General features: G+C 62.7%; 16 protein-coding genes and 1 other RNA gene. 3 read left to right on the top strand and 14 right to left on the bottom strand.

What is annotated here, in order from left to right:
• Positions 1–279 precede the first annotated feature (279 nt).
• From ssrA to TX78_RS02225, 11 genes are all read right to left on the bottom strand, one after another.
• Positions 280–653, bottom strand: a transfer-messenger RNA (tmRNA) gene (ssrA, locus tag TX78_RS12910).
• 104 nt (positions 654–757) lie between these two features.
• A complete protein-coding gene (locus TX78_RS02270) occupies positions 758–1,150 on the bottom strand; it encodes a fluoride efflux transporter FluC (protein WP_049897329.1) in 393 nt (130 codons plus the stop codon).
• The gene (locus TX78_RS12450; protein ID WP_049897328.1) at positions 1,147–1,737 is read right to left on the bottom strand and encodes a fluoride efflux transporter FluC; all 591 of its coding nucleotides are present in this window, start codon (positions 1,735–1,737) and stop codon (positions 1,147–1,149) included. The genes TX78_RS02270 and TX78_RS12450 overlap by 4 nt, the downstream gene beginning before the upstream one ends.
• On the bottom strand, positions 1,737–2,435 hold the full coding sequence (locus TX78_RS02260) for a metal-dependent transcriptional regulator (RefSeq protein WP_044493181.1): 699 nt from the start codon (positions 2,433–2,435) through the stop codon (positions 1,737–1,739). The genes TX78_RS12450 and TX78_RS02260 overlap by 1 nt, the downstream gene beginning before the upstream one ends.
• 10 nt (positions 2,436–2,445) lie before the next feature.
• Positions 2,446–3,312, bottom strand: a complete 867-nt coding sequence (locus TX78_RS02255) for a metal ABC transporter permease (protein ID WP_044493177.1) — start codon at positions 3,310–3,312, stop codon at positions 2,446–2,448.
• Positions 3,309–4,094: a metal ABC transporter ATP-binding protein gene (locus tag TX78_RS02250; protein ID WP_081652496.1), complete on the bottom strand. Its 786-nt coding sequence runs from the start codon at positions 4,092–4,094 to the stop codon at positions 3,309–3,311. The genes TX78_RS02255 and TX78_RS02250 overlap by 4 nt, the downstream gene beginning before the upstream one ends.
• Positions 4,087–5,043 carry a metal ABC transporter solute-binding protein, Zn/Mn family gene (locus tag TX78_RS02245; protein ID WP_044493176.1) on the bottom strand — a complete coding sequence of 319 codons (957 nt, stop codon included), beginning with the start codon at positions 5,041–5,043 and terminating at the stop codon, positions 4,087–4,089. Before TX78_RS02245 ends, TX78_RS02250 begins: the two co-directional genes overlap by 8 nt.
• 129 nt (positions 5,044–5,172) lie before the next feature.
• Entirely contained in the window at positions 5,173–5,991 is an 819-nt protein-coding gene (gene hisN, locus TX78_RS02240) for a histidinol-phosphatase (protein ID WP_044493172.1), read from the bottom strand.
• A 122-nt stretch (positions 5,992–6,113) separates the two neighbouring features.
• Positions 6,114–7,241, bottom strand: a complete 1,128-nt coding sequence (gene rsgA / locus TX78_RS02235) for a ribosome small subunit-dependent GTPase A (protein WP_044493169.1) — start codon at positions 7,239–7,241, stop codon at positions 6,114–6,116.
• Positions 7,238–8,653 carry a 3-phosphoshikimate 1-carboxyvinyltransferase gene (gene aroA, locus TX78_RS02230; RefSeq protein ID WP_044493167.1) on the bottom strand — a complete coding sequence of 472 codons (1,416 nt, stop codon included), beginning with the start codon at positions 8,651–8,653 and terminating at the stop codon, positions 7,238–7,240. Before aroA ends, rsgA begins: the two co-directional genes overlap by 4 nt.
• A gap of 5 nt (positions 8,654–8,658) precedes the next feature.
• Positions 8,659–9,297, bottom strand: coding sequence for a DoxX family membrane protein (locus TX78_RS02225; protein ID WP_044493164.1), 639 nt, complete (start codon positions 9,295–9,297; stop codon positions 8,659–8,661).
• A gap of 163 nt (positions 9,298–9,460) precedes the next feature.
• Between TX78_RS02225 and TX78_RS02220 the strand changes: the two genes are divergently transcribed.
• Both TX78_RS02220 and rsrA read left to right on the top strand, forming a co-directional pair.
• Positions 9,461–10,096, top strand: a complete 636-nt coding sequence (locus TX78_RS02220) for a sigma-70 family RNA polymerase sigma factor (RefSeq protein WP_044493583.1) — start codon at positions 9,461–9,463, stop codon at positions 10,094–10,096.
• Positions 10,096–10,374 (top strand): mycothiol system anti-sigma-R factor, encoded by a 279-nt coding sequence (rsrA, locus tag TX78_RS02215; RefSeq protein WP_044493162.1) that lies wholly within the window; start codon positions 10,096–10,098, stop codon positions 10,372–10,374. The genes TX78_RS02220 and rsrA overlap by 1 nt, the downstream gene beginning before the upstream one ends.
• A gap of 81 nt (positions 10,375–10,455) precedes the next feature.
• On the opposite strand, the gene TX78_RS14570 is transcribed toward rsrA, so the two are convergent.
• The 3 genes from TX78_RS14570 to TX78_RS02205 are packed head-to-tail and all read right to left on the bottom strand — an operon-like array spanning position 10,456 to position 15,071.
• The gene (locus tag TX78_RS14570; protein ID WP_014300525.1) at positions 10,456–10,530 is read right to left on the bottom strand and encodes a 50S ribosomal protein bL37; all 75 of its coding nucleotides are present in this window, start codon (positions 10,528–10,530) and stop codon (positions 10,456–10,458) included.
• Positions 10,531–10,573: 43 nt separating this feature from the next.
• Complete coding sequence (locus tag TX78_RS02210; RefSeq protein WP_044493160.1) at positions 10,574–11,188, bottom strand: GDSL-type esterase/lipase family protein; 615 nt, start codon at positions 11,186–11,188, stop codon at positions 10,574–10,576.
• Positions 11,189–11,207: 19 nt separating this feature from the next.
• Positions 11,208–15,071, bottom strand: a complete 3,864-nt coding sequence (locus TX78_RS02205) for a multifunctional oxoglutarate decarboxylase/oxoglutarate dehydrogenase thiamine pyrophosphate-binding subunit/dihydrolipoyllysine-residue succinyltransferase subunit (RefSeq protein WP_044493158.1) — start codon at positions 15,069–15,071, stop codon at positions 11,208–11,210.
• A gap of 133 nt (positions 15,072–15,204) precedes the next feature.
• On the opposite strand from TX78_RS02205, the gene TX78_RS02200 reads away from it, so the two are divergent.
• A partial coding sequence (locus TX78_RS02200; protein ID WP_044493582.1) for an IMP dehydrogenase occupies positions 15,205–15,739 on the top strand: 535 nt, incomplete at its 3' end.

The following is a 15,739-nucleotide window of genomic DNA, read 5'->3' as shown; positions in this document are numbered from 1 at the left end:
ATCGGGCTGCTGCAAGTGGGGTCCCCGGTTGCCGGATGGTGGCTGGCCAACTTCTGGAAAGTGGAGTTGGGGGCGGAACCTAGTCGCTTGTCCCTGGTCCTGTTGCGGATGCAGGGGATCGTCTTTTTGCTAGTTTCTGCAGGGCTGGCGTGGCACCAGCTGCAGGCGAGCTAAACGCGCCGCAGTCAGGGCTGGCAGGCACCGCGCTGCAGTCAGGGCTGGCAGGCACAAAGGAACCCCCGCCCGGCCAGGAACGCGCCTGGCCAGACGGGGGTCAACAAGTGGAGACGGCGGGAATCGAACCCGCGTCCGATCTGGATTCACATGGACTTCTCCGGGTGCAGTCTGCTGATGATTTTCTCAGCCCCAGGCGTCACGCAGACAAGCGCCTGACGGGCTCAGTCGTGTTAAATCTCGGGCGACCTTCCCACGACAAGAAGGTCACCCCAGTGGCTATCTAGCTGATGCCAGGCACTGAGTCGATAGCAAACTCAGGCTGACAGACTCGCGGTCGCTGCTCAGGCAGCGAGGGCGAAGTCAGTGCGCTTAGATTCGGCACTTATTGGGTTGCACAAGGGGTATTTACGTGGTCACTTGGCGTCCACGACCCGCTTCCCCATGATCAACTCAGATCGTCGAAACCGATCGTCCCCGTGTTTTGTTGTCAAAGCCCCGTCACCGGGGTGCACATCCCGCCAGAAGCGGGACTCATCAGTCTATCCAACCACGCTGGGCCGCGCAAGATTCCCGGGGAGCGTCACGACATCAGCAGATGCCCCACCCAGATGCCCAGCACAGCTGCGGCCAATCCCAACACTGCATGAGCAAGCCACATTCCCACAGCACGGAGCCGACGACGACGCATCCACAGCTGCGCTGCCCGCAAAGAGACCGTAGCGAAGGTGCTCAGCGCACCCAGCAGGCCAACCGAGATCATCGCCAACAGTGCCGGGTGCATCGGAGGCGGCCCATCCGCCGTCGTCACTTCATCCAATGCGCCGAAGAGCAGGCCGATCAGCAGCGAGCCCAGCACATTGGCCAGCAGTACTCCACCGGGAAGAAAACGGTCCAGCAGATAACGGGCGGAGGCTCCTAATGCGCCACCGAGACCCACCCCTACTGCGACGAGCAGCAAATCTGCTGAGATCATCTCTTGGCCCCCTTCGAGCCCTCATCCTCAGGGGCATCGCAGTCGAAGATCGCATGCCCCACGGTGATGCCCCCTGCTGCCGCTCCACTGCATAGCAGTATGGAGATGACCAGATAAGCGATCCACTCCACCGTGGGGGACGGGGCAAAGGCGATACCCATCTGCGTGGTGTCCAGCAGTGCCGGGTCAATCAGCTCACGGGGAGTATTCAGCTCTGGACTGGTCGGGAGTCTCATAGAGTCCACTGCGGCCAGCATGACTGAGGAGAACGTGGTGAAGGATCCCAACAGTCCGGTGCCCAGAGTCGGCATGACCCATCCGGGAGTTCGCGGCAGGGCGTGCACGATGCCCACCAGCAGGCCCAGCAACGCCGAGCCGCCCACATTGATGGCAAAAGTCACCCAGGGGAACTTCATGCCTTGTTCAGGCACCAACTCCCCGAGCAGCCAGCGCAGCAGAGCACCGGCCGCACCGGCCAGAGCCACACAGCCCAGCAGCAGGATGAGTCGCCGGAAGGGCGTGCGGGGGGCGTCGTCGTCGGCGCTGCGCGGCTGACCGGCAGCATGCTGTTCACTCACAGAGTTCATCAGGCAGCGATGCTCACCCGCACTGCGTGGGACACTTCATGCTCCATAGTCACCGGGGAACCCTCAGGCAGGTGGAGCACCACGTCTCCAGAATTGCTGGAGACCACGCGCAGCTGTGCGCCGATTTCCAGATGCTGTTCAGCCAACAGCCGCAAGGCCTCCGGCACCGAGTCATCAACCTGCTCCAGCCGGACCTGGGCGTCCTCGGGCGCGCGGCACAGCAGAACTGTCTGGGGATAGCGCATGGAAAGATCCTTCGCTGGAATCGGGTCGCCGTGGGGATCCACTTCAGGATGGCCCAACTTCTCCGCTAGACGTTCCACGAAGAGCTCGGACACAGAGTGCTCCAGGCGTTCGGCCTCATCATGAACTTCATCCCAGCTGTAGCCAAGGTCCCTGACCAGCCAGGTCTCAATCAGCCGGTGGCGGCGCACCATGGCCAGCGCCAATCTGCGACCCTCTTCGGTGAGCCGGATGGGTGCGTAGGGCTGGTGATCCACCAGTCCCAGATCCGCCATCTTGCGGACCATCAGGGTCACCGAAGGATTCGATACGCCGAGATTCTTCGCCAGGGCGCTGGCGGTGACGGCCGCACCTTCCCACTCCGCCAGACCATAGATGGTCTTGGCATAGTCCTCCACGCTGGTAGTGGCAGACGCCGTGGCCGTAGAGCGGCCCTGGGCGGAAGTGCGTGGCATAGGCCCCATTCTACGAGGACGGCTGAGCTGCCTTGGGCATTCGGCTCCTGATGGCGCGCGGCAGGACGCCCCGGTGCGGGCTGAAGAGATACGAACAGGTGAACAACGCTGAAGCCGAAAGCACGATCGCACCACCGGTGGAGATATCCCACCACCAGCTGGCATACACCCCGACGACGGCGGCCGCCGCCCCCACTGCTGCTGAGATTCCCAGCATCACGGGGAAAGTACGAGCTACCAGAAACCCTGTAGCACCGGGGATGATCAGCATCGCCACCACCAGAATCACACCTAAGGTCTGCAGCGCAGTCACCGTGGTGAGGGCAAGCAGCACCAACAGTGTGGCACTCAAGGCGGCCACCGGCAGTCCAATGGCATGTGCATGGGTGCGATCGAAGGCCAGCAGTGTAAAGTCCCGGCGCTTGCACAGCAGAACCACCGCTGTCAGCAGCGCCAGCGCGGCCACCTGGAGCAGATCGGTGCGTGAGGTGCCCAGGACGTTGCCAAAGAGGATGTGCTGCAGATGGGTCTGGCTGGGGGTGCGGGAGATCAGCACCAGCCCTAGAGCGAAGAGCGAGGTGAAGACCACTCCGATCGTCGTGTCACGTTTGAGGACAGTGGAACGGCCCAGCCCTCCGATCAGTCCCACTGCCAGCATCCCGAAGACGAATGCTCCAACGGCCAGTGGGGCGCCAAAAATATAGGCCAGCACTACACCCGGCAGCACGGAGTGCGCCACTGCTTCACCCATCAGGGACCAGCCCATCACCACAAGCCAGGCTGAGAGCATCCCGCAGATGGTTGAGGCGATGACGGCCACCAGCAGCGCGTTCTGCATGAACTCGTAATGTAACGGCTGCAACAGTGAATCGATCATGAGTTTCCCCCGGGGCCGTTATTGCTGAACCCCGCGCTGAACACACTGCCAAAGGCAGCGCTGAGCTGCTGCGGGGTCAGCACATCTTCTGCCGGGCCTGCAGCCAGCACCCGCCGGTGCAGCAGAACGACGTCATCGGCAAGAGCCGCCACGCCTTCTAAGTGGTGGGTAGAGATCAGCACGGTGGTGCCTGCCGCGGCCAGGTCCTTCAAGACGGTGCTGATCAGTTCCTCGCTGCCGCGGTCCACGCCGGCGAAAGGCTCATCCAGCAGCATCAAGGGCGCGCCCTGAGCGATGGATCGGGCCACAAAAGCTCGTTTGCGCTGGCCTCCGGAGAGGGCTCCGATGCTGCGGCTGCGCAGCTGACTCAGCCCCACCTGCTCAAGCGCCCGATCCACGGCCCGATGGTCCTCAGGGCGGGCGCGCCTGGCGAAGCCCATATGCCCATAGCGGCCGGTCAGAACTGTCTGCTCCACGGTGATGGGGAAAGTGGTATCGATGTGGTCATGCTGGGGCACAAAGCTCACCAGGTTCTGTTTCCGCGCCTGCCCCGGGGCGGTGCCGAAGATGCGCACATCTCCGCTGCGCAGCGCCCCGGACTGCTTACCGAGCATTCCCAGCAAGGCGGCGAAGAGGGTGGATTTGCCTGATCCGTTGGCGCCTAACAGGGCCGTGATCCGTGCTGGGCGCAGGCGTAGGCTGACCTCCTCCAGTGCAGTGACCCCTGGGTATCCGGCAGTCAGGGACTCGACGACGACGGCGTCGTGCTGGCTTTCAGTCACTGAATCTGCCCTCCGCTCCATTGAGGATGAGCTCGATATCGTATTCGAGCATCTCCAGATAGCTGGGCACCGGGCCGTCGCCTTCGGAGAGTGAGTCCACATACAATGGGTCGCCGAGAGCGGCCCCCGCGGCGCTGGCTGCGCTGCTTTGGGCAGAGTCGTTGACAGTGGATTCGCAGAAAACGGTGGGCACCTGGTTCTCCGAGATGTAGCGGATCTGTGCCTCTACCTGGGCCGGCGTGCCCTCGTCTTCGGCGTTGAGGGGCCACAGATAGTGCTCACCCAGTCCATAGTCTTCGGCGAGGTAGCTGAAGGCACCTTCACATGTCACTAAGTGGATCTCGCCGTCGAACTCCTCGATCCGCGTGCGCAATCGCTCATCTAGCTCCAGCAACTGCTGCCGGTACTGTTCAGCATTCTCGGTGAAGTACTCGGCATCCTCGGGGGAGAGCTCGCTGAGTGCTTCCTCGATGTTGTCCACATAGGTCAACGCCCGCACCGGTGAGATCCACGCATGCGGGTTCACTGGCATGTCTGCGCTGTCAGCGGCCTCGGGGTGGCCAGGCAATCTGGAGACTGGGAGGGTGTCGACACCGTCGGTGAGCGTCACGGTGGGGGCATCGGAGTGCTGGGTGAACTGCTCGAACCATTCCTCCAGCCCGAGGCCGTTGGCCAGGATGAGGGAGGCAGTCGCGGCGTCGCGGACATCGCTGGGCACCGGATCGTATTCGTGAACCTCCGCGCCCAAGGGCGTGATGGAGCGGACCTCTACGCGTTCGCCCCCGACGGCGGCCGTCATGTCCTGCAGGACGGTGAAGGTCGTCAGCACCACGGGGGTCTCTGATGGGTCATCGGCTGCACCGGCGGAGCATGCAGTCAGCGTAAGGCTCAGGCCCAGCACGGTAGGGGTCAGGAGGGACCGCCGCTTCGAGGTTTGGGAATGGGCCATGTTCGAAACCATAGTTTAGGTGTGCCTAAAACTGCAAGGTGGATTGGTTCACTGCTGGCGGGAGCGCAGTGCGGTTTCCACTCCACTGTGGGTCCCGGTTGCTCGCGCCGCAACCCCTTAAGGGGACGCTTAGTCCTGGATAGGTGTTGCGCTGTCCAGAGCAAGGGCGCCCATAGCGGCCTCGTGCAGCAACCCGTTGGTGGCCAGACCATTGGATCCGGAGCAGCCGGGATCACCGTCCAAGGAGGTGAAGCGACCCCCAGCCTCCTGCACGATGGGGACAAGTGCGGCCATGTCATGGAGATTCAGCTCGGGCTCGGCGGCCACATCCACCACGCCCTCAGCCACGAGGCAATAGGACCAGAAGTCACCGAAGGCACGGGTGCGCCAGACAGTATCGGTGAACTCCAAGAAGTTCTTGCTGCGTCCGGCCTCGCGCCAGCCGTAGAGCGAGGAATAGGAGAAATTAGCGTCCTCGATGCGAGACACCTTGGAGACCCGCAGCTGTTTTGCTGAAGACAGGGACTTCCCGGTGTAGGCCCCACCATCCTTGGCCGCCCACCAGCGACGCCCCAGGGCAGGGGCGCTCACCAGACCCACCACGGGCTCCCCATGGTCCATTAGCGCAATCAGGGTGGCCCAGACCGGCACCCCGCGAATGAAGTTCTTGGTTCCATCAATGGGATCGATGACCCAGCGCCGCGGTCCCGAACCAGAGGATCCGAACTCCTCACCGTAGACCGCATCCCGCCCGCGCGCCCGGCCCAGCTGGGCGCGAATGTACTCCTCAGCCTGGCGGTCTGCCACCGTCACCGGAGTCAGATCGGGCTTGGTCTCCACCTCGAAATCCTGGGCGTTGAAGGACTGCATGGTCTGAGAGTCCACAGAATCGGCGATCATATGCGCCAGGCGCAGGTCTTCGGTGTAGGGGCTGGAGTGCAGGCTCATAGTGCTTACTCTACGTAGGGTCACGCACTATGACGGCAGTTCGCGCCGTTCAGGGGCGTTTCGGCCGGAAAAATGTCCTGATAACGCGTGACCGAACAGCATCGAGTTCGGGGGTCCGCGCATCAGCTGCGTCCGAGAGTCTTCTCCTCGGGGCCGTCCTCTTCACCGGACAACGAGGCCAGCAGCCCGCGCAGGGACTCCAGCCGCGCACTGCCGTGGGTGCCGGCCCGCCCGGAGGCTACCCAGGCGTCCAGGGCGCAGCCTCCCTCCGGCGATTCATGCCGGCAGCCGGGCTCACAGTCAGCTGAGCCCTCCACCAGGTCTCCGAAAGCGGCAAGCACATCATCGGGATCCACATGCGCCAGCCCGAAGGTCCGCACTCCTGGAGTATCGATTACCCACGATGTCAGCGCAGCGGTCTCATCGAGATCCCCGGCGGGCTCAAGATTCAGCGCCACAGCTGAGGATGAGGTGTGCCGTCCGCGACCGGTCACCGCGTTGACCCCGCCCACCGCCCGGTCTGCGCCGGTAAGGGCATTGACCATAGTGGACTTTCCCACCCCGGAATGCCCGATAAGAGCCGTGACATGGCCGGCCAGCAGCTGGCGCAGCTGTGTCACCGCCGCTGGGGAGAGGGCGGGGTCTTCGACAGCTGTGTCCTGCTGGGTACGCTGGGAGATCACCGTGGTCAGCTCCAGCTCCCGGTAGTGACTTACCAGGCCAGCGGGGTCTACTGGATCCTGCACCAGATCTGCTTTGGTGATCAGCAGGATCGGCCGGATCTCAGCGTCGAATGCTGCCACCAGTGCGCGGTCGATGAAACCAGTGCGCGGCTCAGGATCAGCTGCGGCCACCACAATCAGCAGCTGATCAGCATTGGCAACAATGACTCGCTCAGCGTCATCGGTGTCATCGGCGGAGCGGCGCAGCAGGCTGGAACGCTCTTCGATGCGCACCAGCCGGGCCAGCGAGCCCTCGGCTCCGCTGGTATCACCCACCAGGCCGACAATATCGCCCGGAACCACAGGTGTGCGGCCCTCGGGGTGTCGGCGCATCGCCTTGGCCCGCATTGCGGTGACCACCCGCTGGTCCTCCAGCATGGAGACGGTATAGCGTCCGCGGTCGACCTGAACTACTCGGGCCAGCTCAGCATCTGCGTGATCAGGAGTATCTTTGGTGCGCGGACGCGAACCCTTCTTGTTCGGGCGCACTCGCACCCGCGATTCGTCCCAGCTGTCCCAGCGGCTCATGAGGTGCACTCGCCGACGAGGGCGGTATCAGCGGCTTCCCCGCGGACCAGCTTCAGCCACATGGCGGGGAAATCAGGCATGGTCTTGGAAGTGCAGCTGATGTCCTCCACTGTCACTCCGTCTAGAGCCAGACCCAATACCGCACCGAATGTTGCCATCCGGTGATCGGCATAACTTTTGACCATGCCGCCATGGGTGACCGGAGAGAAGATGCGGAAGCCGTCGTCGGTCTCTTCGATGCCGCCCCCGAGGCGCCGGATCTCAGCCACCAGGGCGGCGATGCGGTCAGTTTCGTGACCGCGCAGATGCTGGACGGAAGTGAACTTCGTTTCGCCTTCGGCCAGGGCAGCAAGTGCCGCGACGGTGGGGGTCAGTTCTGCGGTGCCGTCCACGGTCCCCGGTGAGACGATCTTCTCCGGACCTCGCACGGTGAGGGTCAGGGTGTCGCCGCCTGCTTCTTCGGCAGTCCTGACTTCTGCGCCAAAGTCCCGCAACAGCTGTATCCAGCGGCGGCCGATCTGCGTGGAGCGTTTGGGCCATCCGCGCATGGTGACTTCTCCGGCGGTGACGACAGCCGCACAGAGGAAAGGTCCAGCATTGGAGAGATCCGGTTCGACCCGGACGGTAAAGGCCGGAATGGGGCCTGGTTCAACGTGCCAGGTATAGGGGGACTCTGAGGAGACTTCCACGCCGAGTTCATTCAGCACGCTCAGTGTCATCTCCACATGCTCGAGAGACGGCACCTGGGTGCCGGAGTGGTGGAGGGTCAGTCCCTGTGCGAATCGCGGAGCGGCCAGCAGCAGCCCGGAGACGAACTGTGAGGAGGCTGATGCGTCAATGGTGATGTCACCGCCACTGATGCCCTCCGGTGCATGAACGGTAAAGGGCAGATACTCAATCGCTGCAGAGCCAGCGGTGTCCTCAGCGGTGATCTCAGCGCCAAGTGCTCGCAGGCCCTCGAGCACGGCGCCCATGGGCCGGACACGAGCCTCCGGGTCGCCGTCAAAAGCGGTACGTAGACCGGTCAGCGCCGCTACCGCAGGCAGAAACCGCATGACGGTGCCGGCAAGTCCGCAATCCACCATGGCCTCGCCGCTGCGCAGTTGTGCCGGCAGAGGCGTGACCCGCACGGCGTCTTCACCGGTGCCCTGCCAGTCCTGCAGGTGCTCGATAGTGGCACCGAGACTCTGCAGGGCCTGCAGCATCAGACGTGAGTCGCGGGAGTGCAGCGGGTTGACCACCACTGAGGGGCCCTCGGCAAGAGCTGCCAGCAGCAAGTATCGGTTGGTCAGGGATTTAGAGGCCGGCACTGTCACCTGACCACGCACTGGTGCCCCCGCCCGGGGAGCGCGCCAACCGGCGGTGCTCGAAGGGTCTGGGGGCACCAGTGATTCAGTATTCAGATGTGGCATGCTCGCTAGACGAGGTCCTTGGCCTTCTGAGCTTCCTTGGAGGCCCGAGCAACAGCCTTGCGAGCTTCCTTCTCTGCCTTCTTGAAGCCCTTCTTGGCGTCCTTTTCGTAGGCCTTGAGGGTCTTAGATGCGTCATCGCCGAGACCCTCGGCGTACTTCACGGTCTTATCTGCAAACTTGGTGCCCTTTTTCTTCGCGTCCTTGGCGAGGTGTTCTGCTCGCCATGCCAGCGAAGGCTTGCCAGCCAAATCCGCCGCAGCGATGCCAAGCCCACCCAAGATCGAGATGTTCTTCAGCAGCGTCTTACGCTGAGCGGTGACGTCTTCCTCGGTCTCAAGTTCAGCCGAGCGGTACTCGGCGTAGCTGTTGAACTTATGCACACCGCACAGGGTCAGGGCGGCCAGACGGGGGAACTTGCCAAGAGCCAGTGCAGCACCAGCGGCCACCTGCACGCCGCCGAGCACTTGAACAGTCAGCTTGGTGTTGGAAGTGAGGAACTCTGCCTGCGGAACATAGGAAACGATCTCCTGCAGCGTGGGCTCCAACTGCTCGGTGGCCTCTTCGCTGTTGCGCAGGCGGTCAATACCACCGGCGATAAAGCTGGCACCCAGCAGCGGTCGTGCGACTTTGCGGATGAGGGACATGGGATCCTCCTAGATCGGCTGGCTGACTCGCTGAAGCACTGTCCAAGGACCAATCTACCAAGCCAGCAGGAATGTGACAGGGGGCGACGTCGTTATTCTCGGTATGACAGCAGCAGTTCTGACTCCCACACGAGATCATGCCGTGCGCGTAGACTCATATGCGATGACTGAGCGCACAGCAAAGACTGCCGCACCCGTGGCGGAGGAAATCGACGTCGCTGAAGAGACTGATGCAGCGCGCAGGGCTCGCTTTGAGCGTGAAGCCCTGCAGTACCTGGATCAGCTCTACTCGGCTGCGATGCGCATGACCCGCAATCCGCAGGACGCTGAAGACTTGGTGCAGGAGGCCTACACCAAGGCCTATTCGGCGTTCCACCAGTACAAGCCCGGCACCAATCTGAAGGCCTGGCTGTACCGGATTCTGACCAACACCTATATCAACATCTACCGCAAGAAACAGCGCCAGCCGCAGCAGGCCAATACCGACACCGTTGAGGATTGGCAGATGGCTCAGGCCGCTGAGCACACCAGCACCGGGCTGCGTTCTGCTGAGGCTGAGGCACTGGACCACTTGCCGGATAGTGATGTGAAGAACGCTTTGCAGCAGATCCCGGAGGAATTCCGGCTTGCTGTCTATTTCTCCGACGTTGAGGGCTTCGCCTACAAGGAGATTGCAGAGATTCTCAACATCCCCATCGGGACGGTGATGTCCAGGCTGCACCGCGGACGGAAACTGCTGCGGAGCCTGCTAGCCGATTACGCGCGCGAACGTGGATTCAACCGAGGGGAGGGGAAGTGATGAGCACCGAGAACTGCAAGGACTGTGAAACTAGCGAAGAGTCCTCCGCCCGACTGGAGCGCATCTATGAATATCTGGACGGGGCGCTCTCCCGGGAGGATATCGAAGAGGTGCAGTCTCATCTTCAGGCCTGCCCTGAATGCGCCTCCGATTACGATCTGGAGTGCCTGATTCGCAGCTCCGTGCGGCGGTCCTGCGTGGAGCGAGCACCGGAGACACTGAAGGTCACCATCATTGAGCGGATCAGCCAGATCCGAGTGGAAGCCGGACACGAGTAGCAGCGGGGAGGCTTATCGGCCTCACCGGATGCAAGAAGGCCCTGACGGAGATTCTCCGCCAGGGCCTTCTCTATATGAAGCTCAGGAGTTTGGCCGCTTGCCGTGATTGGCCTTGTTCTTGCGGCGGTCCTTGCGCTTACGTCCGCGCTTGCTCATAGCAGACCTCCTTCTCTAGACAACTCGGCCCAGTTTACACCGATTACGACGACGGCGCCGGTTCAGTGACGCCCAGCCACTGGTACCAGCCGCGGTGCAGCACCAGCCACGCGATCAGACCATAGGCTGCCTGGCCCGGGCGGCCTTCGTTTGCGGCGAGGTCCTCACTCCACTGCTGGTGGTTGACCAGGGGAGTGAATGTATCCACATAAGTGTGTGAGCGCCGGGAGGCCACGTCCTGATACGCCCGATTCAGCTCAGCGATCCGGCGGTTGCGCTCCTGATCCAGTGTGGGCGTAGGCCCCAGCACCAGACAGCGGATGCACTGCTGGGAGGCGCGGTCCAGGATATTGGCCAGATTTAACCGTGAGCGGGCCGAGGAGGTGGCGCTGTCCAGGTCGGTGTCATTGAGCGCGATCACCAAGAAGTTCTCAGTGTCCTCAGCGTCGCTGAAACGCAGCGATGCCTCCGTCTGCCAGCGATCCGAGAGCGCCTCAGTGCCTTCCCCGGGAACAGCCAGCACATAGTGCTGCAGCTCAATGCCTTCCAGCGGAGTCTTCGAGATCACTCGACCAACCCAGCCCAGTCCACGGGGATCGCCGACGCCGGTGAGTAGCTCATTGCCGACGACGGCGATCCGTAAGTGTCGCATCTCCATTCAGGAAACCTTACAGCCCTTACAGCTCCAGGTGGGGGAAGGCCTGAGCCAGCAGGGTTTCCAGCTCCTTGGCGTGGCGCTTGGCCTGGCCCACCGAGGTCGCGGCGGACTCCTTGCGCGCCACCAGCTGCAGATCCTGCTTCAGCAGCGGCTGCACATTCAGGCCAAGGAACGGCCATGGACCCTGGTTGGCCGGCTCATCCTGTGCGTAGACGAAGTCCGTGGCAGATGAGTACTTGTCCAGTTCAGCCTGCAGTTCCTCCAACGGCATCGGGTAGAGCTGCTCCAAGCGAATAATGGCAGTGGTCTCGTCATTATGCTTTGCCCGGGTGGCCAGCAGGTCGTAGTACAGGCGTCCGGAGACCACCAGTACGCGCTTGACCTTCGCTGGATCCACAGCGGCATCCGGAATGACTTCCTGGAAGGTGCCGGTGGTGAAGTCCTCCACTTTGTTCGCAGCAGCTTTCAGACGCAGCAACTGCTTGGGGGAGAAGACCACCAGCGGCCGGCGCGGCCGTGCCACAGCCTGACGGCGCAGCAGGTGGAAGTAGTTGGCACCGGAGGACGGCATGACTACGGTCATATTGTCCTCTGCACACAGCTGCAGGAAGCGCTCTGGGCGCCCTGAGGAGTGGTCCGGGCCCTGGCCCTCATAGCCATGAGGTAGCAGCATGACCAGCGAGGAGCGCTGGCCCCACTTCTGCTCTGCGGTGGCGATGAACTCGTCAATGATGATCTGGGCACCGTTGACGAAATCACCGAACTGCGCCTCCCAGAGAACCAGCGAGTTCGGGCTCTCCACAGAGTAGCCATACTCGAAGCCCAGCGCTGCGTACTCAGAGAGCAATGAGTCGTAGATGAAGAAGCGGGCCTGATCCTCAGTGAGGTTCTTCAGCGGGTACCACTCGTCACCGTTGACCCGGTCATGGAAGACCGCGTGGCGCTGCACGAAGGTGCCGCGGCGCGAATCCTGACCGGACATGCGAACCTCGGTGCCCTCCATCAGCAGCGAACCGAAGGCAGCCACTTCAGCGAAGCCCCAGTCGATGCCGCCTTCGCGGGCCATCTTGGCGCGCTTCTCCAACAGCGACTTCAGCTTCGGGTGCGGGGTGAAGCCTTCGGGGATGTTCATGTGAACCTCACCGATATGGGCCAGCGCCTGTTCCGAGATAGACGTGTCATCAGCGGCCCGTGCGGGGGTCTCGTCCTCTTCAGCAGAAGCCGTAGGAGCCACGCCGGGGTTGGAGGAGCCTCCACCGGATTCGATGGTGGAGACCGGCTGGGTCTGCGCGGCGTGAGTTTCGGTGAACACCCGCTCCAGACGCTGACGGTAGTCCTGCAGTGCCTGATCTGCCTCTTCCTGGGTGATATCACCGCGACCGACCAGCGCCTCGGTGTAGAGCCGGCGGGTGGTCCGCTTGGCTTCCACCAGGTTGTACATCTTCGGCTGGGTCATCGAAGGATCGTCACCCTCGTTGTGGCCACGACGGCGGTAGCAGACCAGGTCGATGACCACGTCCTTGTTGAACCGCTGGCGATAACGGAAGGCCAGCTGGCCCACGCGGGCCACGGACTCCGGGTCATCGGCGTTGACGTGGAAGACCGGGGCCTGGATGGCCTTGGCCATATCCGTGGAGTAGGTCATCGAACGTGCCGAGGACGGCGCAGTGGTGAAGCCGACCTGGTTATTGACCACCACGTGCACAGTGCCACCGGTGCGGTACCCGCGCAGCTGGGACATATTCAGCGTTTCAGCGACTACACCCTGGCCGGCGAATGCCGCGTCACCGTGGATCAGCAGCGGCATCACCGAGAAGCTGTTGAGGTTGTCAGTGCCCTGGTCGAGGCGATCCTGCATCGCGCGGACAACACCCTCAAGGACTGGGTTGACCGCTTCCAGATGGGAGGGGTTCGCCGCCAAGTAGACGCGGGTGGAGTTGCCCTTATCGGAGGTGAACGCGCCGCGGGTGCCCAGGTGATACTTCACGTCACCGGAGCCGGTGCCGGCGTCGCGGCCTTCGAATTCACGGAAGACCTGCGCGTAGGTCTTGCCGGCGATATTGGTCAGCACATTCAGGCGACCGCGGTGGGCCATACCGATGGCCACCTCGTCCATGCCCTCATCTGCCGCCTCGGAGATGATGGTGTCCAGCAGCGGGATCAGCGACTCGCCGCCCTCCAGGGAGAAGCGCTTCTGGCCCACGAACTTGGTCTGCAGGAAGGTCTCGAAGGCTTCGGCCGCATTGAGCCGGCCCAGGATGCGGAACTGTTCGTCGCGAGTCGGCTTCTCGTAGGGATGCTCGATCTCGTTCTGGAACCATTCGCGCTCTTCGGGGGACTGGATGTGCATGTACTCGATGCCGGTGTTGCGGCAGTAAGTATCACGCAGCACGCCCAGAAGGGAGCGCAGCGGCAGTGCGGACTTGCCGCCGAAGCCGCCGGTGGGCCATTCGCGGTCGAGATCCCACAGCGTCAGGCCGTGGTTCTCGATATCCAGGTCCGGGTGGGAGCGCATCTTGTACTCCAGCGGGTCAACGCTGGCCATCAGGTGTCCACGCACGCGGTAGGCGTGGATCAGCTGCTGGACGCGCGCCACCTTGTTGATCTGCTCTTCAGGGTTGACCTGAATATCTGCAGACCAATGGATGGGCTGGTAGGGGATGCGCAGGGCTTCGAAGATCTCCTCGTAGAAGCCGTCCTTGCCCAGCAGCAGCTCGTGGATGGTCTTGAGGAACTCGCCGGAGCCTGCGCCCTGGATGACGCGATGGTCATAGGTAGAGGTCAGGGTGATGACCTTGGAGACTGCGAGGTTGTTCAGGGTCTTCTCGGATGCGCCCTGGAACTCCGCCGGGTAGTCCAGTGCGCCAACGCCCACAATGACCGCCTGGCCCTTGGAGAGGCGGGGAACCGAATGCACGGTACCGATGCCACCAGGGTTGGTCAGCGACACCGTGGTGCCGGCGTAGTCGGCAGGAGTGAGCTTGTTGTCTCGAGCGCGCTTGACGACGTCGTCGTAAGCAGCCCACCACTCGGTGAAGTTCATCTCTTCGGCGGCCTTGATACTCGGAACCACGAGGGCGCGGGTGCCGTCTGGGCGAGGCATATCGATGGCCAGGCCGAAGTTCACGTGTGCCGGGGTGATCATGACCGGCTTGCCGTCCTTGACGTCATAGGTGACGTTCATGGAGGGATGCGCGCGCAGGGCACGGATCATCGCATAGCCGATGAGATGGGTGAAGGAGACCTTGCCACCGCGGGTGCGCTTGAGATGGTTGTTGATGACCGTACGGTTATCGATCAGCAGCTTGGCAGGCACTGCACGCACGGTGGTGGCAGTGGGCACCTCGAGGGAGGCATCCATATTGGCAGCAATGGCCTTGGAGATACCGCGCAGCGGGGTGACCTCATCCTCGCGCTCGCTGGTCTTGTCTGCCAGCTCAGGCTTAGCCGGATCCGACGGGATCGCTGCCCCGGCGTTGTCAGACTTGCGAGTCACCGGAGACTTCGGTGCCACGGGCTTCTCGCTCCGGGCCTTCTGCGCCGACTCAGGCTCAGCTGGCTTGGCGGTGGAAGGAGTGGTCTGCTCTTTGCTGCTCTGGTTCGAAGCCTTAGGGGAGTCCACCTGAGACTTCGGAGCCTCTTTGGCAGCGGTCTCTTTCGGCTTCTGGGTTGCCGGCTTCGCTGACGAGGCGGAGGATGCGTCGTTTTTCTCAGAAGCACCGTCGCTTCCCGACGGCGAATCAGACTCCAGCCGCTTGAAGATGTCGGCCCACTTCCGATCTACGGAATCGGGGTTCTCCCTGTACTTGTCATATATGTCGGCGACCAACCATTCGTTTCCGGGAAATTCCTCCGCGAGACGGCTGGACGTTAGCTCTGGCACTGTGGATACGCCTCTTCCATATGTGATCTGTAGCGGTCTGCTGGCACTGCATTGTGCTCTGCTTGTGTCACCTCCGCTCCAGCATAGTGACTTTCCTGCCCGTGGTGCCAGCGCAGGCGGTATCGTGTCAGTGATGCGCTTTCTCAATGACCTCACCCACGAGCTGACGTATTCCGACGTCTTCCTGGTTCCTTCGCGCTCTGCGACAGCTTCGCGCTTCGACGTCGACCTCTCTGCCGAAGACGGCACCGGCTCGACCACACCACTGGTGGCGGCCAATATGACAGCGGTGACCGGACGGCGCATGGTGGAGACCATGGCGCGCCGCGGTGGTCTCGGGGTGCTGCCGCAGGACATCCCGGTCGAAGTCATCCGCCAAGTGGCGCACTGGGTCAAACAGCGTCACCCGGTGATGGAGACGCCGCTGAAAGTTACACCCTCGCACACGGTTCTTGATGTGCTGCATCTGCTGGATAAGCGCAACCACGAAGCGGTCTGCGTTGTTGACGAGGATCGTCGCCTGGCGGGAGTGGTGACTCAGGCCGATGGCGAAGGCGTTGACCGGTTCTCCTCAGTGGGTGCAGTGATGCGCATGCCTCAGGTGCAGCTGGCTGCTGAAGATTTCGAAGAAGAAAGCTCTCGCGCCGAGGCGCTGCAGCGCGCCTTTG

This window comes from Nesterenkonia massiliensis, assembly GCF_000455245.1.
In the GTDB taxonomy this organism is placed as follows: domain Bacteria; phylum Actinomycetota; class Actinomycetes; order Actinomycetales; family Micrococcaceae; genus Nesterenkonia; species Nesterenkonia rhizosphaerae.
Note: the sequence above shows the minus strand (reverse complement) of the source record. Positions and strands in the feature narration are given on the sequence as shown.